The organism is Streptomyces sp., from assembly GCF_036524955.1.
Taxonomy (GTDB): domain Bacteria; phylum Actinomycetota; class Actinomycetes; order Streptomycetales; family Streptomycetaceae; genus Actinacidiphila.
Window position 1 is genome coordinate 1 of sequence record NZ_DATDBG010000056.1, and the last position, 22,579, is coordinate 22,579.

Annotated in this window: 15 protein-coding genes and 1 rRNA gene; 12 read left to right on the forward strand and 4 right to left on the reverse strand. The window is 70.4% G+C overall.

What is annotated here, in order from left to right; translation table 11 throughout:
• Window positions 1-19: 19 nt before the first annotated feature.
• Window positions 20-136: ribosomal RNA gene (rrf, locus tag VIW71_RS04455) — 5S ribosomal RNA — on the forward strand.
• Window positions 137-213: 77 nt separating this feature from the next.
• Here rrf and VIW71_RS04460 read toward each other — a convergent pair.
• Window positions 214-1,140: a glycerophosphoryl diester phosphodiesterase membrane domain-containing protein gene (locus tag VIW71_RS04460; RefSeq protein WP_331620633.1), complete on the reverse strand. Its 927-nt coding sequence runs from the start codon at window positions 1,138-1,140 to the stop codon at window positions 214-216.
• 522 nt (window positions 1,141-1,662) lie between these two features.
• Between VIW71_RS04460 and mtnA the strand changes: the two genes are divergently transcribed.
• From mtnA to VIW71_RS04495, 7 genes are all read left to right on the forward strand, one after another.
• Window positions 1,663-2,736 (forward strand): S-methyl-5-thioribose-1-phosphate isomerase, encoded by a 1,074-nt coding sequence (mtnA, locus tag VIW71_RS04465; protein ID WP_331620634.1) that lies wholly within the window; start codon window positions 1,663-1,665, stop codon window positions 2,734-2,736.
• Window positions 2,737-2,931: 195 nt separating this feature from the next.
• Window positions 2,932-3,621, forward strand: a complete 690-nt coding sequence (gene mtrA, locus VIW71_RS04470; protein ID WP_331620635.1) for an MtrAB system response regulator MtrA — start codon at window positions 2,932-2,934, stop codon at window positions 3,619-3,621.
• A 1-nt stretch (window position 3,622) separates the two neighbouring features.
• On the forward strand, window positions 3,623-5,596 hold the full coding sequence (gene mtrB / locus VIW71_RS04475; RefSeq protein WP_331620636.1) for an MtrAB system histidine kinase MtrB: 1,974 nt from the start codon (window positions 3,623-3,625) through the stop codon (window positions 5,594-5,596).
• Window positions 5,596-7,419, forward strand: a complete 1,824-nt coding sequence (locus VIW71_RS04480; RefSeq protein WP_331620637.1) for an LpqB family beta-propeller domain-containing protein — start codon at window positions 5,596-5,598, stop codon at window positions 7,417-7,419. Before mtrB ends, VIW71_RS04480 begins: the two co-directional genes overlap by 1 nt.
• 84 nt (window positions 7,420-7,503) lie before the next feature.
• Entirely contained in the window at window positions 7,504-8,181 is a 678-nt protein-coding gene (locus VIW71_RS04485; protein WP_331620638.1) for a ComF family protein, read from the forward strand.
• A 303-nt stretch (window positions 8,182-8,484) separates the two neighbouring features.
• On the forward strand, window positions 8,485-9,168 hold the full coding sequence (gene hpf / locus VIW71_RS04490; RefSeq protein WP_331620639.1) for a ribosome hibernation-promoting factor, HPF/YfiA family: 684 nt from the start codon (window positions 8,485-8,487) through the stop codon (window positions 9,166-9,168).
• Window positions 9,169-9,318: 150 nt separating this feature from the next.
• Window positions 9,319-10,056 (forward strand): response regulator transcription factor, encoded by a 738-nt coding sequence (locus VIW71_RS04495; RefSeq protein ID WP_331620640.1) that lies wholly within the window; start codon window positions 9,319-9,321, stop codon window positions 10,054-10,056.
• 133 nt (window positions 10,057-10,189) lie between these two features.
• On the opposite strand, the gene VIW71_RS04500 is transcribed toward VIW71_RS04495, so the two are convergent.
• A complete protein-coding gene (locus VIW71_RS04500) occupies window positions 10,190-11,377 on the reverse strand; it encodes a winged helix-turn-helix domain-containing protein (RefSeq protein ID WP_331620641.1) in 1,188 nt (395 codons plus the stop codon).
• A gap of 173 nt (window positions 11,378-11,550) precedes the next feature.
• Entirely contained in the window at window positions 11,551-12,144 is a 594-nt protein-coding gene (locus VIW71_RS04505) for a GNAT family N-acetyltransferase (RefSeq protein WP_331620642.1), read from the reverse strand.
• A 237-nt stretch (window positions 12,145-12,381) separates the two neighbouring features.
• On the opposite strand from VIW71_RS04505, the gene secA reads away from it, so the two are divergent.
• The gene (gene secA, locus VIW71_RS04510) at window positions 12,382-15,192 is read left to right on the forward strand and encodes a preprotein translocase subunit SecA (protein ID WP_331620643.1); all 2,811 of its coding nucleotides are present in this window, start codon (window positions 12,382-12,384) and stop codon (window positions 15,190-15,192) included.
• An 82-nt stretch (window positions 15,193-15,274) separates the two neighbouring features.
• Here secA and VIW71_RS04515 read toward each other — a convergent pair whose 3' ends face one another.
• On the reverse strand, window positions 15,275-15,901 hold the full coding sequence (locus VIW71_RS04515) for an Rv3235 family protein (RefSeq protein ID WP_331620644.1): 627 nt from the start codon (window positions 15,899-15,901) through the stop codon (window positions 15,275-15,277).
• Window positions 15,902-16,041: 140 nt separating this feature from the next.
• On the opposite strand from VIW71_RS04515, the gene VIW71_RS04520 reads away from it, so the two are divergent.
• The 3 genes from VIW71_RS04520 (at window position 16,042) to VIW71_RS04530 (ending at window position 22,552) form a co-directional block, all read left to right on the forward strand.
• Complete coding sequence (locus VIW71_RS04520; RefSeq protein WP_331620645.1) at window positions 16,042-16,548, forward strand: DUF6912 family protein; 507 nt, start codon at window positions 16,042-16,044, stop codon at window positions 16,546-16,548.
• A gap of 73 nt (window positions 16,549-16,621) precedes the next feature.
• Window positions 16,622-17,272: an HAD family hydrolase gene (locus VIW71_RS04525; protein WP_331620646.1), complete on the forward strand. Its 651-nt coding sequence runs from the start codon at window positions 16,622-16,624 to the stop codon at window positions 17,270-17,272.
• A gap of 312 nt (window positions 17,273-17,584) precedes the next feature.
• Window positions 17,585-22,552, forward strand: a complete 4,968-nt coding sequence (locus tag VIW71_RS04530) for an NAD-glutamate dehydrogenase (protein WP_331620647.1) — start codon at window positions 17,585-17,587, stop codon at window positions 22,550-22,552.
• Window positions 22,553-22,579: the final 27 nt, after the last annotated feature.

The following is a 22,579-nucleotide window of genomic DNA, read 5'->3' on the forward strand; positions in this document are numbered from 1 at the left end:
GGTGTGTGTTTCATGGTGTTTCGGTGGTCATAGCGTTAGGGAAACGCCCGGTTACATTCCGAACCCGGAAGCTAAGCCTTTCAGCGCCGATGGTACTGCAGGGGGGACCCTGTGGGAGAGTAGGACACCGCCGAACAAATATTGAGCTCGGGTCCCCCGGATTTATCTGGGGGACCCGAGCTTTTTTGCTGTCTGCACCGGCAAACTCCCTGCTTATTTCTCCGGGGAGTTCTCCTTCGCCGCACGCGCGAGGTCGAGGTCCAGGGACTCGCGGCGGATGCGCTGATCCATGTAGAGGAGCGCGGTAACGCCGGCGCTGACCGGAAGGGTGATGGTCGCGCCGATGACCGCTCCGACACCTGAAAGAATGAGGAAGGACCATCCGGGGGCGCTGCCGCCCGACAGGAATGAGCTGAAGCCGTCGTCACCGGTCACTGCCTCGCCGATGAGGGTGATGGGTGTCGCGACGATGGCCGACACGAGGTAAGTGAGGAGGGCGGCGAGGAACTGGATGCCGAGGACGCGCCACCACGAGCCGTGCACGAGCTTCGCCGAGCGCTTCATCGCGGCCACGACACCCTGCTTTTCCAGCATCAGCGCGGGCGCCGCCAGGCTCCACTGCACGAGCAGCCAGATCATCACGGCGAGTCCGCTCAGCAGACCGAGCGAGGCCAGGGCGGCGCCCCCGCTGGCCGCACCGGCGAGGGCGATCAGCGTGCCCGGGAGAACCGCCGCTGCCAGCACACCGCAGCCGATCAGCGGCAGCAGCAGTGCGAGGCCGATGAGCTGCGGCAGGCGCGGCCGGGCGTCACGCCATGCCTGGCCGCTGGTGACGGTGCGACCGAGTACCGCGCGACTGGTGACCACGGTGAGCATCGCGGTGGCGATGAGCCAGCCGATGAGGAAGACCAGGGCGGTCAGGCCGGAACCTGCGGCGGTGCCGCTGAGGGCGTGCAGGAGGTCGCTGACACTCGGGTCGGGGTTGTCCTGGAGGTTCTTGATGCGGGTGTCGTCGATGAAGAGGCCCTGTACGACGACGCCGACCGTTTCGGTGACCAGTGCGACAGCGAGGGTGACGCCGAGGATGGCCCGCCAGTGCAGGCGAAGTGTGGCGACGGCGCCGTCCAGCATCTCGCCCACGGCGAGCGGTCGCAGCGGAATCACGCCGGGCTTGGGCGCCGCAGGCTTGTTCCACGGCCCCTGCTGCTGGCTGCCGGGGGCCGTGGGTCCCCAGCGCGGACCTCCGTGCTGCTGCGGCGGCTGCGCACTGGGTGGGGAACCCCACTGGGCCCACCCGTTGCTGGGCGGCGGCTGCCGTTGCGACCAGACGGCGCGCCCGCCCGAAGCCGGCGGCGTCGCGTCCTGCCGCGCGCTCTGCGGTTGCCCGTGTGATGCCGCGCCTTCCCCTGAGCCCCGCCCGGACGGCACGGGCGCCGCGGACGGGCCTGGTGACGTACCGGAACCTGATGGTGTGGAAGAAGAAAGGCTGTCGCCGTCGTCCGGCTCGGGCGAGTCGGAGGATCCGGGCGATGCCCAGCCCGGAGAGTTGGTCATCGGAGGCTGCCCCTTCGTGTTGCTCGTGTTCTCGTCGCTGCCGTCGTGCTTGGGCGCCATCGTGTCATGGGCTGCCGTCATCCCTGCCTGACAGGGCAGACTGAAGGGATGGGTGATCAATTCGCGCAATCAGAACTCGGCATGGTTCCCGCACTGCGATGGGAGGAGCCCCCCGAGGGGCCGGTCCTCGTGTTGCTCGATCAGACCCGACTTCCTCAGGAGGAGGTCGAGTTGGTCTGTACCGACGTGCAGGCGCTCGTAGCGGCGATACGTGCCCTCGCCGTACGGGGCGCGCCGGTGCTGGGACTGGCCGGGGCGTACGGGATCGCACTCGCGGCGGCGCGCGGGTACGACGTACTCGAGGCCGCCGATCTCCTCGCACACGCCCGGCCTACGGCCGTCAACCTGGCGTACGGTGTGCGCCGGGCCGTGGCGGCGTACGAACAGGCCTCACCCGATCAGGCGGCGGCTGCGGCGCTCGCCGAGGCGCGGGCACTGCACGCGCAGGACGCGGCGGCGAGTACGGCGATGGCCGAGTACGGCGGACGGTTGCTGGCGGAGCTGGTGCCAGGTGGCGGGTACCGGATTCTGACGCACTGCAATACGGGCGCCTTGGTGTCCGGTGGGGAAGGCACCGCACTTGGCGTGGTCATGGCCGCGCATCGGGTGGGGGAGCTGCGGCGGTTGTGGGTGGACGAGACCCGGCCGCTGTTGCAGGGCGCGCGGCTGACGGCGTACGAGGCGGCGCGGGCGGGGATGCCGTACACGCTGCTCGTGGACAGCGCCGCGGGGTCGCTGTTCACCGCCGGTGAGGTGGACGCGGTGCTGATCGGGGCGGACCGGATCGCGGCGGACGGCTCGACCGCGAACAAGGTCGGCAGCTATCCGCTGGCGGTGCTCGCGCGCTACCACCACGTTCCGTTCGTGGTGGTAGCACCGACGACGACGGTTGATCTGGGCACACCGGACGGCGCGTCGATCGAGGTGGAGCAGCGGGCCGGCAGCGAGGTGACGGATCTGGCGCCGTCGCCGCTGGGCACACAGGCGTACAACCCGGCGTTCGACGTGACGCCGCCGGAACTGATCACGGCGATCGTGACGGAGAACGGGGTGGTGTCGCCGGTCACGGCCGAGTCGTTGGCGGCGGTGTGCGGCCAGACGACCGGGCAACCCCTGGCCTAGGGCGGCGGACGACAGCTCGCTGAAAGGATTCCGCCCAAGGGAGACAAGGGATCGCATAGGGTCGGTCCGGGGTGTCTCGCACAAGTTATCCACAGGCTGGCACGGGGTGACAGTGCATGTGCTGACAACCATGGACAATGGTCGCGTAGCGTGACCTCGATCACCGCAGGTCACGAGCATCGAACTGCAAATGGGATGATGATCAGTATGAAGGGACGTGTCCTGGTCGTCGACGACGACACTGCGCTGTCAGAGATGCTCGGCATCGTGCTGCGTGGAGAGGGTTTCGAGCCGTCGTTCTGCGCGGACGGGGACAAGGCGCTGGCGGCTTTTCGGGAGACCAAGCCCGATCTGGTCCTCCTCGACCTGATGCTGCCCGGGCGGGACGGCATTGACGTGTGCCGTCAGATCCGGGCGGAGTCGGGCGTGCCGATCGTCATGCTCACGGCGAAGAGTGACACGGTGGATGTGGTGGTCGGCCTGGAATCGGGCGCCGACGACTATGTGATCAAGCCGTTCAAGCCGAAAGAGCTGGTCGCGCGGGTGCGGGCACGGCTGCGGCGGGCCGAGGAGCCCACGCCGGAGCAGCTCACCATAGGCGACCTGGTCATCGACGTGGCCGGGCACTCGGTGAAGCGGGACGGGCACCCCATCGCGCTCACCCCGCTGGAGTTCGACCTGCTGGTGGCGCTGGCGCGCAAGCCGTGGCAGGTGTTCACCCGTGAGGTGCTGCTCGAACAGGTCTGGGGGTACCGGCACGCGGCGGACACCCGGCTGGTCAATGTGCATGTGCAGCGGCTGCGGTCCAAGGTGGAGCAGGATCCTGAGCGTCCGGAGATCGTGGTGACCGTCCGGGGTGTGGGGTACAAGGCGGGACCGGGCTGAGATGTGCGCGTCGTACGAGCGTGAGCGGTTGGAGAGCCGGCTGGCCGACCCCCTGCGGGGCCTGCGGCCGGTGATCCGCTCGTTCGTGCGCTGGGTACGGCGACCGGTCCAGCCGGCGACGCGGCTGTGGCGGCGGAACCTGCAGCTGAGGGTCGTCGCCTTCACCCTGCTGATGTCGCTGGGCGTGGTCCTGCTGCTCGGCTTCGTGGTCATCGGACAGGTGAAGAACGGTCTGCTGGACGCCAAGGAGAAGGCGGCCACCAACCAGGCGACCGGTGGTTTCTCCATCGCGCAGGACATGGCCGACAAGGGCAGCCAGTCGCAGGACGCGTCGGGTTCCACGACGCCCTACGGCTCGGTGGACTCCGGGATCTGGCTGAACCACCTGGTCGAGCAGTTCGCGAGCGGTGGCAAGGGCGTGTACTGGATCGTCGCGCGCAGCCCGGGTGCGAACGACGATCAGTCCCTGGGCGAGGGCAGCGTCAACGCACGAGGCCCGCGCAGCTCCGGCCGGGTGGTGCCCGAGCAGAGCATCCCCCAGTCGCTCATCGAAGCAGTCGAGACGCACACGGGCGCACTCAAGCAGTACACGATGGCCAAGACCGACGACGGCAGCCCGCCACGGCCCGCGCTGGCCGTCGGCAAGCGCCTGACGGACATCAACGGCAAGACCTACCAGCTCTACTACCTCTTCCCCTTCGATCAGGAGGAGAAGACGCTCGGCCTCGTCAAGGGCACGCTGGCGACCGCGGGGATATTCGTGGTGGTGCTGCTCGGCGCGATCGCCTGGCTGGTGACGCGGCAGGTCGTCACGCCGGTGCGGATGGCGGCCGGCATCGCGGAGCGGCTCGCGGCGGGGCGGCTCCAGGAGCGTATGGAGGTCACCGGCGAGGACGACATCGCGCGCCTCGGCGAGTCCTTCAACAAGATGGCGCAGAACCTCCAGGTCAAGATCCAGCAACTGGAGGACCTGTCGCGGATGCAGCGCCGTTTCGTCTCGGACGTCTCGCACGAGTTGCGGACCCCCCTGACGACGGTACGGATGGCCGCCGACGTCATCCACGACGCGCGTACCGACTTCGACCCGGTGACTGCCCGGTCCGCGGAGCTGCTGCAGAACCAGTTGGACCGGTTCGAGTCACTGCTGTCCGACCTGCTGGAGATCAGCCGGTTCGACGCGGGCGCCGCTGAACTCGCCGCGGAACCGATAGACCTGCGCGAAGTCGTACGCCGGGTGGTGGACGCGGCGGAGCCACTGGCCGAGCGCAAGGGCAGCCGGGTGGTCGTACGCGGTGACGCGCAGCCGGTGATCGCCGAGGCCGACCCCCGCCGGGTCGAGCGCGTGCTGCGCAACCTCGTGGTCAACGCCATCGAGCACGGAGAAGGACGGGACGTGGTGGTCCGGCTGGCGACGGCCGACGGTGCGGTGGCGGTCGCGGTACGGGACTACGGAGTCGGGTTGAAGCCGGGCGAGGCGACGCGGGTGTTCAACCGCTTCTGGCGGGCCGATCCCGCGCGGGCGCGCACCACCGGCGGCACCGGGCTCGGCCTGTCCATCGCCGTGGAGGACGCGCGGCTGCACGGTGGCTGGCTCCAGGCGTGGGGCGAGCCGGGCGGCGGCTCGCAGTTCCGGATGACGCTGCCGCGTACCGCCGGTGACAGCCTGCGCGGCTCGCCGATACCGCTGGAGCCGGACGATTCGTGGCGCAACCGCGGGCTGACCTCCTCGGGCCTGCCGGCCAGGGCCGCCGCGCCGCTGGGTCCGGCCGTACCGCGGGCGTCCGCCGGGGACGGCGGCGCGGTGGACGGCGGCCGGGCGCGGCAGAACGGGACGCTCGCGCCGCAGATGCCCGCGATACCGGCTCTACCGCCGATGCCGAATGCTCCGCCGCCGACCGCGGACCCGGCGGCGCTGCCCGGCAACGGCGCTCGGGTCGTGGAGCGCAGGGAAACGGTTCAGGAGGACGGCGTCTGATGCGGTTTTTGGGGGGCCGACGACGGCTGGTGCGTCACGGCTGGCTGCCGTTGTGCGCGGTGCTGCTGCTGTCCGGGTGCGCCTCGATGCCCAGTGGCGGCGAGGTGCGCAAGGTCGGCGACGGGCCGCGCGCGGACGCCGACTCCCAGGTGCGGGTGTTCGGTATCCCCCCGGGCCCGGGTGAGACCGCGTCCGAAATCGTCAGCGGTTTCCTGGAGGCGACGACCAGCAGTGAGGAGGACTTCGCCACGGCGAAGAAGTACCTCTCGAAGGATTTGCAGAAGCGCTGGAATCCGCTGGCGAAGATCACCGTGTACTCCGGTGTGCTCCAGTCCCAGGACGACGCGGGCACGAACCGCAGGGAGGGGTGGGCGAAGGTCGCGCTGTCCGGGACGAAGGCAGCCGTGGTCGACACCAAGCACACCTACCAGCCGGACCAGACCGCGTTCGACACCTCGTTCCACCTGACCAGGGAGAACAACGAGTGGCGGATCGACGAGCTGGACGACGGCCTGGTGCTGTCCGAGTCGGACTTCCAGCGGATCTACCACTCGGCGAACATGTACTACTTCGCCGACCTCGGCTCCGACGCCCAGCGCTACGGCAGCACGCTGGAGACGCTGGTCGCCGACCCGGTGTATCTGCGCAACCAGACCGATTCGCTGGCGGCCACGGTGTCGGCACTGCTCGGCGGTCCGACGGACTGGCTGGACCCGGTGGCGTACACGGCGGCACCGGCCGGGGTGCGGCTGTACGACAAGGGTCCCGACCACGGCGTCACCCTCGATGACTCGCAGCACCTCAAGGTGCGTCTCGACCATGCCGCCGACGGGTTGCGCGGGCAGCGGTGCACAGGGCTGGCGGCGCAGCTCTTCGCCACCGTGCAGGCCCAGGCGTCGGCGAAACTGACCTCGGCGGAGATACTGCGGGCTGACGGCTCGAGGGCATGCGTCCTGCCCAGCGCCCGGGCCCGGTCCTACGGCCCGGAGAACCTGGTGGGCTCAGCGGGCGGACAGTACTTCATCAGCGACGACGCCCAGCACCGCCTGATGGAGCTGTCCGCGGAGAGCACCCAGGCGAACGCGGTGACCGGCCCGTTCGGTGTGAACAAGCCCGATCTGCGCTCGGCCGCGGTCAGCCGCGACGGGCGGACGGCTGCCGGCGTACGGACGGGCGGCCGTCAGATGGTGGTCGGCTCGCTCGTCGACGACCGGCCTCTCGGTCCGCCGGTCGTGACCAGTGCCGTGCGGAACGGGCTGAGCGCGCCCAGCTGGGACGGTTTCGGCGACCTGTGGGTGGCCGACCGCGATCCCACCGCGGCGAAGCTGCTGATGCTGCGCAACGGCGGTGGATCGCCCGCTGAGGTGTCCGTTCCGGAGATCGACGGGCGGGTGGAGTCGCTGCGCGTCGCCTCCGACGGGGTGCGGATCGCGCTCGTCGTTGCGAAGGACGGCCATACGATGCTGCAACTCGGCCGGATCGAGCGCGGCGGCACCCTCCAGCACCCGGAGTTCTCCGTGACGGGCCTTCGCGCCCTCACGCCTCCCGGCGAGACCGTCAAGTCCGTGTCGTGGGCGGGCGCGAGCCGCTTGGTGGTGCTGGGCAGTGAGCTCGGCGGGGTGCAGCAGATCCAGTACGTGAACACGGACGGCTCGGCGAGCGGCGCGTTGCAGGGAGTGAGCGAGGCGGCGTCGGTCGCGGCCTCGGAGGACCAGACCCGGCCGCTGCTGGCGTCGTACGACCGGAATGTCTACCGGCTGCCTGCGGACGCCAACTGGAAGCAGGTCACGCCGAAGGGCGGCAGCCCGGTCTACCCGGGATAGCGGCGACAGCGACCCGACCGAAGTTTTCCACAGGCACGAAAAGGTGACTGGCGGCATACTCTCCCCGGCCCTCATGCTGGATTCATGCGGGGCTGGTGGCAGGAGATCACCGGGCTGGTGCTGCCGGTGGACTGCGCGGGGTGCGGGCATCCGCGGACGGAACTGTGCGAGCGGTGCCGTGGGCTGCTGGGCGGGGCGGCCTCGGCGCGGCGAGTACGTCCGTCACCGGAGCCGCCCGGGCTGCCACCGGTCTGGGCCGCGGGCCGGTACGCGGACGAGGTGCGGGCCGTGGTCCTGGCGCACAAGGAGCGGGGCGCGCTGGGGCTGGCCCGGCCGCTGGGCACGGCACTGGCCGGGGCGGTTCTGCGGGTGGGCGTCACCGGACCGGTGCTGCTGGTGCCGGTGCCCTCGGCGCGGCGGGCGGTGGCCCGGCGGGGGCACGACGCCATCGCCCGGATGGCCCGGGCGGCGGCCCGGGAACTGCGACGGCAGGGGGTGCCGGCCCGGGCGGTGTCCGTGCTGCGGCAGTGGCGGCCCGTCGCCGACCAGTCCGCGCTGACCGCTGCCGGACGGCTGGCCAACCTGTCCGGTGCGCTGGTGGCCGTCGGCTGCTCCGTGATGCTGCTGGAGGGGGCCCCGGTGGTGCTCGTGGACGACCTCGTGACCACGGGGGCGTCCTTGAGCGCGGCGGCGGGCGCCGTGGCCGCTGCCGGAGGACGGGTGGCCGGAGCGGCCGTGGTGGCGGGACCGCACGCTCCGTGAGTCCACTCGGACGGGATCTCAGGAGGTAGCGCAGGGGGATTTCACCCGAATGGAGGTAGGGCGTCGCTGGGGATGCCGACCGGCACACTCCAGGACTATGTTCGGGGGTGAGGCAAGGCGATACCGGGGGTGTTGATCTTCCCGGTGGGGCAGAAGGAGGTGAAAGCCGCAGCTTCGCGGTACCCGACAGCCCGGGAGGCGGAGCGGCAGCTTACGCAGCGCCGGACGGGAGTGCTACCCGGACCGGCCTCAGGAAAGGGACCGCCCTCCGGCACAGGAGGCGGTCCGGGAACGGAGTTCTGCGTGGACATCGTCGTCAAAGGCCGTAAGACAGAGGTGCCCGAGAGGTTCCGCAAGCACGTGGCCGAGAAACTGGACAAGATCCAGAAGCTCGACGGCAAGGTGATCAGCCTCGACGTCGAGGTGTCCAAGGAGCTCAACCCCCGGCAGGCGGACCATTCCGACCGGGTGGAGATCACACTGAACACCCGCGGTCCCGTGGTCCGCGCCGAGGCTGCCGCCGCCGATCCGTACGCGGCGCTGGACGTGGCGGTGACCAAGCTGGAAGCCCGGCTGCGCAAGGCCGCCAGCAAGCGGCACACCCGCCGTGGGAACGGCCGGATGTCGGTCGCCGAGGCGGCCACGGCCGTACCGGAGGTGACCCGCGCCCGGGGGGAAGAGGAGTCCGGCACCGACCAGGCCGGGGAGAGCGTCCCCACCATGAGGATCGGTCCGCTGGAGGTACGCGGCGAGGGCCCGCTGGTGGTGCGGGAGAAGACCCACGTCGCCGCGCCCATGGCGCTCGACCAGGCGCTCTACGAGATGGAACTGGTCGGGCACGACTTCTACCTGTTCGTGGACAGTGAGACCAAGCAGCCCAGCGTGGTCTACCGGCGGCACGGCTACGACTACGGCGTGATCCATCTGAACGCGGACGAGACGGGGACGGGGGCACCGTCCGGCGCGGGCGGCGCCCTGCACCGCTGAGCCCACCGCTGGCCTGAGCCGCATCCGGCAACAGGCAGGCGGCAGACAGGCGGCAGCCAGGTGCCCCCGGGTTCGTCCTGGGGGCACCACCGCGCCGGGACGTGCAATGCTGGACCAGTGGTCAACTCTGGTCCGAGGGGGAGGAGTCTGATGCCGGACGTCGAACACGGGGCTTCCGGCGAGCGCGGTCCGGCTGCCTATGAGGAGCCCGCGGGGTCGGCTCGCGCGGAACCGATCCGGGTGCTCGTGGTCGACGATCACGCGCTGTTCCGGCGGGGCCTGGAGATCGTCCTCGCACAGGAGGAGGACATCCAGGTCATCGGGGAGGCCGGGGACGGCGCGGAGGCCGTGGAGAAGGCTGCCGACCTGCTGCCCGACATCGTGCTGATGGACGTCAGGATGCCCCGCCGCGGTGGGATCGAGGCCTGCACCTCCATCAAGGAGGTCGCCCCCAGCGCCAAGATCATCATGTTGACGATAAGCGACGAGGAAGCCGACCTCTACGAGGCGATCAAGGCCGGTGCCACCGGCTACCTCCTCAAGGAGATCTCCACCGACGAGGTGGCCACCGCGATCCGGGCGGTCGCCGACGGTCAGTCGCAGATCAGCCCGTCGATGGCGTCGAAGCTGCTGACCGAGTTCAAGTCGATGATCCAGCGCACCGACGAGCGGCGGCTGCTGCCCGCGCCCAAGCTCACCGACCGCGAGCTGGAAGTGCTCAAGCTGGTGGCCACCGGCATGAACAACCGGGACATCGCCAAGGAACTCTTCATCAGTGAGAACACCGTGAAGAACCATGTGCGCAACATCCTGGAGAAGCTGCAACTGCACTCGCGGATGGAAGCCGTGGTGTACGCGATGCGCGAGAAGATCCTGGAGATCCGCTAGCGGGACGACGGGACAGCGCCGGGAGGCAGCCCTCAGGCCTGCCGACCAGGGTCGTCGAGCCGCTGGTCCGCGCCTACCGCGGGCGGCGCCCATGGGGAACTGCGCCGAGCGCTGTGGGCCCGCCTGGTGGCGGCTACCGGCGGTCGTGGGTGCGCTTCACCGCTGTCACCAGCGGCTCACGGAGCGTTTCGGGCAGCACCCGTTCCACCCGGGCCTCCACGCAGCCGACCCAGCCGGCCGCCTCGGCGATCGCGTCCGCCGCGGGCTGGACTGCCTTCGGGCCGTCCAGCGAGACCTGCCTGGCCACCAAGGTCCGGCCCTCCCGTGCCGGATCGACCCGGCCCACCAGCTTGCCGCCCGCCAGCAGCGGCATCGCGAAGTAGCCGTGGATCCGCTTGGGCTTCGGGACGTACGCCTCCAGCCGGTGGGTGAAGCCGAACAGCCGTTCGGTGCGTGGCCGGTCCCAGATCAGCGAGTCGAAGGGCGACAGCAGCGTCGTACGGTGCCGGCCGCGTGGCCCTTCGGCCAGCGCCGCGGGATGGGCCCAGGCCGGCTTCCCCCACCCCGCCACCTCGACCGGCACCAGACCGGTGCCCTCGATCACCGCCGCCACCTGCTCCCCCTTGAGCCGGTGGTAGTCCGCGAGGTCCGCGCGCGTCGCCACGCCCAGCGCCGCGCCCGCCTGGGCGACCAGGCGCCGCAGGCACTCGGCGTCGTCGATGTCGTCGTGCAGCAGGGCGGCGGGTACGGCGCGCTCGGCGAGGTCGTAGACCCGCTTCCAGCCGCGGCGCTGCGTGCACACCACCTCGCCGGTGTCCAGCAGCCACTCCACCGCGATCTTCGTCTCGGACCAGTCCCACCACGGCCCGCCGTTCTTCGCACCGCCGAGCTGAGTGGAGGTCAGCGGGCCCTCGGCCCGGAGCCGGTCCAGGACCGCGGCGCAGGAGCGCTCGGCGTCCTGGAGCACGTGCCAGCGGTGCCCGCGCGCCCGCCGGGCCCGGCGGCGGAAGGCGAAATGCGGCCATTCCTCGATGGGGAGTATGCAGGCGGCATGCGACCAGTACTCGAAGGCGTGATTGTCCGTCCAGTACGCGCGCTCCACAGCCTCGCGGCCGACCGCGCCGAGCCGGGCGTACGCGATCAGCTCGTGCGATCTGGCCAGGACGGAGATCGTGTCGAGCTGCACCGCGCCGAGGGACCGCAGCACTCCCCGGGTCCCGGCCCGGCGGTCGGGAGCACCGAGGAACCCCTGAGCGTGCAGGGCTGTCCTGCGGGCCTCGTCGGCGGACAGGGTGAGCTGAGGCGGCGGCTGGAGCGTCATGCGCGCAGCCTAGAACCGACCACTGACAGTCGGCCCGCACGCTGGTCGCGATGATCGGCCCGCACCCACGTATCCGCGACGGGCCGCCCCTCCTGCCTGCACGTTCCGGTCCCCACGGCCTCTCGCCGCTCCGAACCCCACGTACCTCTCCGTGGCGAACCCGCGCCAGCCCCTCACCGACCGCCGTACGGCAGGTACGGCGTCGCGCTCTCCCGTCCCCAGTCCGACGGCAGCAGCGACCCGACCCACGCGTCGCGCCGGGTCCCCTCGTGGATGATCTTCGAGCGGACCGTGCCCTCCATCAGGAACCCGATCTTCAGGGCCACCGCCCGGGAGCCCTCGTTGCCTGCCTCCGCGTACCACTCGATGCGTTCTGCGCCCAGCGCGGTGAAGGCCCAGGAGCACACCGCGCGCCCCGCCTCGGCGGTGTAGCCCTTGCCGCGCTGCTCCTTGGCGGTCCAGTAGCCCAGCTCTGCCTGGTGGTTGGGGGCGGGCAGGGCGCCGGCCAGCCGGACCAGGCCCATGGCGCCGACCAGCGCGCCGCCGTCGCGGGTGAACACGCCGAAGTTGTAGAAGGAGCCGTCCCGCCAGCCCTCCCGGGCGATCCGGCCGATGAAGTCGGCGGCGTGCTCGCGCGTGTACGGTGAGGGGACCGGTGTCCAGCGCGGGATCTCCGGGTCCTGGCAGGCGGCGTACACCGCGTCCTCGTCGGCCGGTCCCAGCGGGCGCAGGAGCAGGCGGTCGGTGGTGAGGGTGATCGGCTCCATGGCTGGACGTGCCTTCCGACAAGGGGCAGGTGGGATCTGGGGCCGAGTATCGCCGAGCCTCCGCCGGCTCCGGTAGCGCTCCGGTGGCGCGGAAAACCCTTTTGCCACCTCCGGGCCTCCCGGCCCGCTGGTCTCCTCGCTTACGATGGCCGTTGCAGCAGGGCCCAGCCATATACAGAACCCCGCTGTGCCGGCGCGGGAACCGCGCCAGGCCCGACCGGCAAGGAGCCAGCCTACGTGTCCGTCATCAGCAAGATCATGCGTGCAGGTGAAGGCAAGATCCTGCGCAAGCTGCACCGCATCGCGGACCAGGTCAATTCCATTGAAGAGGACTTCGTCAACCTCTCCGATGCCGAGCTGAGGGCCCTCACCGACGAGTACAAGCAGCGGTATGCCGAGGGTGAATCCCTCGACGACCTGCTTCCCGAGGCATTCGCCACCGTCCGTGAGGCCGCCAAGCGGGTACTCGGGCAGCGCCACTACGACGTGCAGCTCATGGGCGGCGCGGCCCTGCACTTCGGCTACGTCGCCGAGATGCGCACCGGAGAGGGCAAGACCCTGGTCGGCACTCTGCCCGCGTATCTGAACGCGATCTCCGGCGACGGCGTCCACCTCATCACCGTCAACGACTACCTGGCCGAGCGCGACTCCGAGTGGATGGGCCGGGTGCACAAGTTCCTCGGTCTGGAGGTCGGCTGCATCCTGGCCAACATGTCGCCCGCCGAGCGCCGCGCGCAGTACGCGTGCGACATCACGTACGGCACCAACAACGAGTTCGGCTTCGACTACCTGCGCGACAACATGGCCTGGTCCAAGGACGAACTCGTCCAGCGCGGCCACAACTTCGCCGTCGTCGACGAGGTCGACTCGATCCTGGTCGACGAGGCCCGCACCCCGCTGATCATCTCGGGCCCGGCCGACCAGGCCACCAAGTGGTACGGCGACTTCGCCCGCCTCGTGCGCCGGCTCAACCGCGGAGAGGCCGGGGCCCTGGGCAAGGAGGAGACCGGCGACTACGACGTGGACGAGAAGAAGCGCACCGTCGCCATCCACGAGTCCGGCGTCGCCAAGGTCGAGGACTGGCTGGGCATCGACAACCTCTACGAGTCGGTGAACACCCCGCTCGTGGGCTACCTGAACAACGCCATCAAGGCCAAGGAGCTCTACAAGAACGACAAGGACTACGTCGTCATGGACGGCGAGGTCATGATCGTCGACGAGCACACCGGCCGCATCCTGGCCGGTCGCCGCTACAACGAGGGCATGCACCAGGCGATCGAGGCGAAGGAAGGGGTGGACATCAAGGACGAGAACCAGACCCTTGCCACGATCACCCTGCAGAACTTCTTCCGCCTGTACACGAAGCTGTGCGGCATGACCGGTACGGCGTTGACCGAGGCCGCCGAGTTCCACCAGATCTACAAGCTCGGCGTGGTCCCGATCCCGACCAACCGCCCGATGCAGCGCATGGACAAGCCCGACCTGATCTACCGGACCGAGGAGGCGAAGTTCGAGGCGGTCGTCGAGGACATCGTCGACAAGCACGAGAAGGGCCAGCCGGTGCTGGTCGGCACCGTGTCGGTGGAGAAGTCCGAGTACCTGTCGGCGCAGCTCTCCCAGCGCGGCGTGCCGCACGAGGTGCTCAACGCCAAGCAGCACGACCGTGAGGCGTCCATCGTCGCGCAGGCCGGCCGCCGGGGCGCGGTCACCGTCGCCACCAACATGGCCGGCCGTGGCACCGACATCAAGCTCGGCGGCAACCCCGACGACCTCGCCGAGGCGGAGCTGCGGCAACGCGGCCTGGACCCGGGCGAGCACGTCGAGGAGTGGGCCGCCGCCCTCCCCGAGGCCCTGGAGCGCGCCGAGGCGGCCGTCAAGGCCGAGCACGAGGAGGTCAAGGAGCTCGGCGGCCTGTACGTGCTGGGCACCGAGCGGCACGAGTCGCGGCGGATCGACAACCAGCTCCGCGGCCGTAGCGGTCGCCAGGGCGACCCCGGCGAGTCCCGCTTCTACCTTTCCCTCGGCGACGACCTGATGCGGTTGTTCAAGGCGCAGATGGTCGAGCGCGTGATGTCCATGGCCAACGTGCCGGACGACGTGCCGATCGAGAACAAGATGGTGACCCGCGCGATCGCCTCCGCCCAGTCGCAGGTCGAGCAGCAGAACTTCGAGATCCGCAAGAACGTCCTCAAGTACGACGAGGTGCTCAACCGGCAGCGCGAGGTGATCTACGGCGAGCGCCGCCGGGTCCTGGAGGGCGAGGACCTGCACGAGCAGGTGCAGCACTTCATGGACGACACCATCGACGCGTACGTCGACGCCGAGACCAAGGAGGGCTTCGCCGAGGACTGGGACCTCGACCGGCTGTGGGGCGCGTTCAAGCAGCTCTACCCGATCAAGGCCACCATCGAGGAGCTGGAGGACGCGGCGGGCGACCGGGCGGGGATCACCGCGGAGTTCATCGCCGAGTCCGTCAAGGACGACATCCACGAGCAGTACTCCGAGCGGGAGAAGCAGCTCGGCGAGGAGATCATGCGCGAGCTGGAGCGGCGCGTGGTGCTGTCGGTGCTGGACCGCAAGTGGCGCGAGCACCTCTACGAGATGGACTACCTCCAGGAGGGCATCGGACTGCGCGCGATGGCGCAGCGCGACCCGCTGGTGGAGTACCAGCGCGAGGGCTACGACATGTTCACGGCCATGATGGACGGCATCAAGGAGGAATCCATCGGCTACCTGTTCAACCTGGAGGTCCAGGTCGAGCAGCAGGTCGAGGAGGTTCCGGTGCCCGTCGCGGACATCCAGGACGTGCCCCCGGCGCTGGCCAAGGAGCGTCCCGAGATCCGCGCCAAGGGCCTGGAGGCGCCCAAGCGGGCCGACCGGCTGCACTTCTCCGCGCCGTCGGTGGACGGCGAAGGCGGCATCGTGGAGGGTGACTTCGCGGGCGCCTCGGTGGACGGAAGCAGCTCCGCGTCCGACGACGAGTCCGTTACGACGACCCGCGCGGAGCGCCGCCGGGCGCAGAAGGGCGGACGGCGCCGCAAGAAGTAGGGGCGCGGCATCCGCTGAAACGGACGGCCGGGGGCCGGGCCACGCAGGCCCGGGACCCGGCCGTCCGGCGTTCCGGGCGGCCTCACCGCGCCGCCACCGCCGTGCAGCGCCAGCGCGCGGCGCCGTATCCCGCGCCGGACTCCCCGTCGCCGGGTTCCAGGCGGAAGGCCAAAGCCCGGAAGACGGTGCGGTCCAGCCGGACCACGGCGGCCACTTCCAGCGCCCCGCCCGCCGTCCGGAAGAACCGGCAGCTGTACACGTCCGGGGTACGGCCCCGCACCTTCTGCCGCCAGTCGGCCCGTGACTCCCGCAGCGCCCACAACTCCTGGTACGCCTCGTCCCGCACCCGGCCCGCCAGGCTCGTCAGTGGTTGCCGCCCGGTCAGCACGTCCAGCAACCGCCCGGCGAACCACACATGCGGCGCCAGCGGCCGTACGACAGCAGGCGGCGGGGTCCCGGGCCGTCGGCTGTCCCGCCGGCCCGGCGGCGCGGTGCCGCCTCCCGGCCGGCGTGCGGCGGGCGCGGTGCGGGTGGGTGCCGGGTGCCGCCGTGGTGGTACCGGCTCGGCGCGCGCGGAACGTGCAGGTGCGGCGGGGGCGGGCCGGACCGCGCCGGCGGGCCGTGCCGGCTGAGGCCGTACGGGTTCGGCCGCCGAATGACGCGCGGGCACGCCGGGCGCTTCCCCGGGCGTGGACAGGGTGCTGCTCATGGTCGGTTCCCCACTGTTCGTTACCGGTTGGTAGGCCGGTTCTAGGGGCGCCGGGCACCGCCCGGCAAGCACCCGCCGCGTCGCCCGGCGGCCGAGCCAAATTCACCTATCAGGCTGGTGGCCGCCGTAAGCTTTACGCCATGCGCGTCTACATTCCCACCACCCTCGCGGGGCTGGCCGAGGCATACAAGGCGGGTGTGGTGGGGCCCGTACCGCTTGACGCCTACGCCGTGACGCCGAGCCTGCGCGAGTGGTACGTCTCGGATGACATCGAGGAACTCGAGTACGCGGCGCTGAACCGGGCGGCGCAGGCGTCGCTGCGACTGCTCGCCGTTCATCCGGAAGTGCCGCGCCGCCGGGTGGTGATCGCCGTGGACGTGGCCGACGGCGCGGTGCGCCACGACCCGGACCGCGGTCTGGATCCGGCCTCGCTCGGCGAGGTGCGGCTGGCGCGGGAGGTGCCGCTGACCGCGGCCGCGGCCGTGCACGTGGACGCGGACGACGCCGAGCCGGACGTGCGCGCCGCGGCCGGCGCGCTGGGCGCGGCCGACGCCGGTGACGACGACGCGCAGTTCACGGTCGACGGCGCCGAGGACCACGAACTGCTCTGGTACGCCACGCAGGAGATCCCCCACCTGATCGGCTGATCCGCGCCCGCCGCGCCGAAGTTGTCCACAGGCCCGGAACGGGCTGTCGCGCGGCGCGAGTACGGTTCCTGATGTGAACGCGCATCTCGTGTGGGACTGGAACGGCACCCTGTTCCACGACATCGACGCGGTGATCGAGGCCACGAACGCCTCCTTCGCCGAACTCGGCCTGCCACCGATCACGCTCGACCGCTACCGCGAGCTGTACTGCGTGCCGGTGCCCAGGTTCTACGAGCGGCTCATCGGCCGGCTGCCCACGGACGCCGAATGGGCCGTGATGGATGCCATCTTCCACCGGCACTACTGGACGCTGGCCGAGCGCTGTGGTCTCGCCGACGGTGCGGCCGAGCTGCTCGCCACCCGCCGGGCGGCCGGCCGCAGCCAGTCGCTGTGCTCGCTCGCCCCGCACGAGCAGTTGCTGCCGATGATCACCTCGCACGGCATAACCGAGCACTTCGTGCGGGTCGACGGCCGCACCGGGCCGTCGAACGAGGGGAAGGCCGTACAAATGGCCCGCCACCTCGCCTCGATAGCCGTCGACCCGGGCCGCGTCGTCGTCATCGGCGACGCTCTCGACGACGCGGTGGCCGCCGCGCACGTGGGGGCGTACGCCGTGCTGTACACCGGGGGTTCCCACAGCAGGGCGAGCCTGGAACCGGCGGGTGTGCCGGTGGTCGACACCCTCGCCGAGGCCGTCGACCGCGCCGAGCGCATGGTCTCCTGACCGCTCGCGGGGCCCGCCGCCCGGAACCGTTCGCCTCCGCGTCGTCAGCCGGTTCCTGTCCGGTTCCTGTCCGGCGGGGCCAAAGGTGTGCAGTGCATTTGTACGAAGACGTCTCATGACAGGCACCCGGCGTGGAGCGATAGCCTTACGACGTGGTCACCGGTGATCCACATTACGGGGACCAATCCGCGCATATGGGCACGAGCAACTTCTTTTCCGGCATAGCGTCGTCCCATAGCGGAAGCCCTGCGTCAAGGGACGTCATGCCACCACCCGACGTCACGCAACGGCGCGCGACAGGAGTCAGAGGACATGCAGACCAAGCTGGACGAAGCCAAGGCCGAGCTGCTGGAACGGGCAGCCCGGGTAGGTGAGAGCAGCCCCGCGGGAGGATCACCCGGCCACGGCCTCGGCCCAGAGGCGCTGACCGCGTTTCTCCAGCGTTACTACCTGCACAGCGCACCCGAGGACCTGGTCGACCGCGATCCGGTCGACGTATTCGGCGCCGCGCTCTCCCACTACCGGCTCGCGGAACTGCGCCCCCAGGGCACCGCGAACGTCCGGGTGCACACCCCGACCGTCGAGGAGAACGGCTGGCAGTGCAGCCACACCGTGGTCGAGGTGGTCACCGACGACATGCCCTTCCTCGTCGACTCGGTCACCAACGCCCTCACCCAGGCGAACCGGGCGATCCACGTCGTCTTCCACCCCCAGTTCCAGGTCCGGCGGGACGTCACCGGCAAGCTCCTGGAGGTGATCGGCTCGGTGGGCGGCCCCGACGACGAGCCGCTGTCGCACGACGTGCTGCTGGAGTCGTGGATCCACGTCGAGATCGACCGCGAGACCGACCGTGCCGACCTCCAGGAGATCACCGCCGAGCTGCGCCGCGTACTGTCCGACGTCCGCGAGGCCGTCGAGGACTGGACGAAGATGCGGCAGGCCGCGCTGTCCGTCGCCGACGAACTGGCCGCCGCCCCGCCGCCGCTGCCCGAACAGGAGACCGGCGAAGCCTGGGAGCTGATGCGCTGGCTCGCCGACGACCACTTCACCTTTCTCGGCTACCGCGAGTACGAGCTGATCACCCAGGCCGACCCCGACGGCACCGAGGAGGACGCGCTGGTCGCGGTCCCAGGCACCGGGCTCGGTATCCTGCGCTCCGACCCCCTGCATCCGCACGGCGACGCCACCCGCCACCCGCAGCACCCGGGCCACCCCCACTCCCCGTCGTTCAGCAGGCTCCCCGCCGACGCCCGGGCCAAGGCCCGCGAGCACAAACTGCTGATCCTCACCAAGGCCAACAGCCGCTCCACCGTCCACCGGCCCTCGTACCTGGACTACGTCGGCGTCAAGAAGTTCGACGCCGAGGGCAATGTGACCGGCGAGCGCCGCTTCCTCGGGCTGTTCTCCTCCGCCGCGTACACCGAGTCGGTGCGCCGCGTCCCGGTCATCCGCCGCAAGGTCGAAGAGGTGCTGGAGGGCGCCGGGTTCTCGCCCGACAGCCACGACGGCCGCGACCTGCTGCAGATCCTGGAGACGTACCCGCGCGACGAGCTGTTCCAGACGCCCACCGACGAGCTGCGGTCCATCGTCACCAGCGTGCTGTACCTCCAGGAGCGCCGCAAACTCCGGCTGTTCCTGCGTCAGGACGAGTACGGTCGCTACTTCTCCGCGCTGGTCTACCTGCCGCGCGACCGCTACACCACGGCGGTACGGCTGCGGCTGACCGGCATCCTCCAGGATGAACTGGGCGGCCAGAGCGTCGACTACAGCGCCTGGAACACCGAATCGGTGCTTTCCCGGCTGCACTTCGTGATCCGCGTCGACCCCGGCACCCCGCTGCCGCTGATCACCGACGGCGACGTGGAGCGCATCGAGAACCGCCTGTCGGACGCCACCCGCTCCTGGGCCGACGGATTCGCCGAGGCGCTGACCGCCGAGTGCGGCGAGGAGCGCGCCGCGGAGCTGAGCCGGCGGTACGCGCAGGCGTTCCCCGACGGCTACCGCGCCGACTTCACCCCCCGCTCCGCCGTCGCCGACCTCCAGCACATCGAGAGCCTGGGCGCCGACGACTTCAGCCTCAGCCTGTACGAGCCGGTCGGCGCGTCCCCCCAGGAGCGCCGCTTCAAGATCTACCGCACCGGCGCCCCCGTCTCGCTCTCCGCCGTCCTCCCCGTGCTCCAGCGGCTCGGCGTGGAGGTGGTCGACGAGCGGCCGTACGAGATGCGTCTCGCCGACCAGTCCCGTGCCTGGATCTACGACTTCGGCCTGCGCCTCGACCAGCCGCCCACCGCCGGCCCGGACCCCATGGCCGCACTGGACAACGCCCGGGGGCGGTTCCAGGAGGCGTTCGCCGCCACCTGGACCCACCGCGCCGAGAACGACGGCTTCAACTCCCTGGTGCTGCGCGCCGGTCTGGACTGGCGGCAGGCGATGGTGCTGCGGGCCTATGCCAAGTACCTGCGGCAGGCGGGTTCCACCTTCAGCCAGGACTACATGGAGGACACCCTCCGCAACAACGTCCACCTCACCCGGCTGCTGGTCAACCTCTTCCAGGCCCGGCTCTCGCCCGACCACCAGCGGGCCGGCAGCGAACTGACCGACGGCCTGCTGGAGGAGCTGGACGGCGCGCTCGACCAGGTCGCCAGTCTGGACGAGGACCGCATCCTGCGGTCCTTCCTCACCCTCATCAAGGCGACGCTGCGCACCAACTACTTCCAGCGCGGCCAGGACGGCAGGCCGCACCCGTACCTGTCGCTGAAGTTCGACCCGCAGGCCATCCCCGACCTGCCCGCGCCCCGGCCGGCGTTCGAGATCTGGGTGTACTCGCCGCGCGTCGAGGGCGTGCACCTGCGGTTCGGCAAGGTGGCACGGGGCGGCCTGCGCTGGTCCGACCGCCGTGAGGACTTCCGTACCGAGGTGCTCGGCCTGGTCAAGGCGCAGATGGTGAAGAACACCGTCATCGTGCCGGTCGGCGCCAAGGGCGGCTTCGTGGGCAAGCGGCTGCCCGACCCGGCCGTGGACCGCGACGCCTGGCTTGCCGAGGGCATCGCCTCGTACCGGACGTTCATCTCCGGCCTGCTCGACATCACCGACAACCTGGTGGCCGGCGAGGTCGTGCCGCCGCGGGACGTGGTCCGGCACGACGGGGACGACGCCTACCTGGTCGTCGCGGCCGACAAGGGCACCGCGTCCTTCTCCGACATCGCCAACGAGGTCGCGGGCGAGTACGGCTTCTGGCTGGGCGACGCGTTCGCCTCCGGCGGCTCGGTCGGTTACGACCACAAGAAGATGGCCATCACCTCCTCCGGTGCCTGGGAATCGGTGAAGCGGCACTTCCGCGAGATGGGCCACAACACCCAGGAAGAGGACTTCACCGTCGTCGGTATCGGCGACATGTCGGGGGACGTGTTCGGCAACGGCATGCTGCTGTCCGAGCACATCCGGCTGGTCGCCGCCTTCGACCACCGGCACATTTTCATCGACCCCAAGCCCGACGCCGCTACCTCGTACGCGGAGCGCCGCCGGCTGTTCGAGCTGGAGCGCAGCAGCTGGGCCGACTACGACACCTCGCTGCTCTCCCCGGGCGGCGGCGTCTTCCCCCGCACCGCCAAGGCGATCCCGCTGAACTCGCATATCCGGGCCGCGCTCGGCATCGAGACCACCGCCATGAAGCTCACCCCCGCCGAGCTGATGAAGGCGATTCTCCAGGCCCCGGTGGACCTGTTGTGGAACGGCGGCATCGGCACGTATGTGAAGGCCTCCACCGAATCGCACGCGGACGCCGGCGACAAGGCGAACGACGCGATCCGCATCGACGGCGACGCGCTGCGGGTCAGGGTGGTCGGCGAGGGCGGCAACCTGGGATTCACCCAGCTCGGACGGATCGAGTTCGCGCGGACCGGCGGCCGGATCAACACCGACGCCATTGACAACAGCGCCGGCGTGGACGCCTCCGACCACGAGGTCAACATCAAGATTCTGCTCAACAGCGTGGTCGCCGACGGCGACCTGACCGTGAAGCAGCGCAACAGCCTCCTCGCGGAGATGACCCACGAGGTCGGGAACCTGGTGCTGCGCAACAACTACGCGCAGAACGTGGTTCTCGCCAACAGCATGGCGCAGTCGACCAGTCTGCTCCACGCCCACCAGCGCTTCATCCGCCATCTGGTGAGTGAGGGCCGTCTGGACCGCGCGCTGGAATTCCTGCCCACCGACCGGCAGATCCGCGAACGGCTCGCCGCCGGACAGGGGCTGACCCAGCCGGAGATCGCGGTGATCCTCGCCTACGCCAAGATCACCGCCGCCGACGAACTCATCCACACCGACCTGCCCGACGATCCCTATCTCCGGTCTCTGCTGCACGCGTACTTCCCGGTGCCGCTGCGCGAACGGTTCGGACATCAGATCGACCACCACGCCCTGCGCCGCGAGATCGCCACCACCCTCCTCGTCAACGACACCGTCAACACCGGCGGTACCACCTTCCTGCAGCGTTTCCGTGAGGAGATCGGCGCCACCACCGACGAGATCGTCAGGGCGCACACCGCGGCCCGCGCGATCTTCGCCCTGGGGTCCATCTGGGACGAGGTGGAGTCGCTGGACAACATCGTCCCCGCCGCCGTGCAGACCCGGATCCGGCTGCACTCGCGGCGACTGGTGGAGCGTGCCACCCGCTGGCTGCTCAACAACCGCCCGCAGCCGTTGCGGATCGCCGAGACGATCGACTTCTTCGGCGAGGGCGTCGCCCTGGTCTGGTCCCAGTTGCCGAAGCTGCTGCGCGGCGCGGACCTGGAGTGGTTCCAGACGCTGCACGACGAACTGACCAGCGCCGCGGTGCCGGAAGAGCTGGCGAACCGGGTCGCCGGGTTCTCCGCCGCCTTCCCGATCCTGGACGTCGTCGACGTCGCCCACCGCACGGGCAACGAGCCGCTGGACGTGGCCGAGGTCTACTTCGACCTCGCCGACCGGCTGGGGATCACCCAGTTGCTCGACCGGATCATCCTGCTGCCGCGCGCCGACCGCTGGCAGTCCATGGCTCGCTCGGCGGTCCGCGAGGACCTGTTCGCGGCGCACGCGGCCCTCACCGCGGACGTACTGGCCGCCGGCACCCCCGGCGCCACCCCCGAACAGCGCTACCGGGCCTGGGAGGAGAAGAACGCCGGCCTGATCGGGCGGGCCCGCGTCACGCTGGAGGAGATCCAGGGCGCGGAGGAGTTCGACCTGGCGAGCCTGTCGGTGGCGATGCGGACGTTCCGCACGCTGCTGCGCGCGCACCGCTAGGAGTCAGGCGGGTGGGCCGTACGTTCG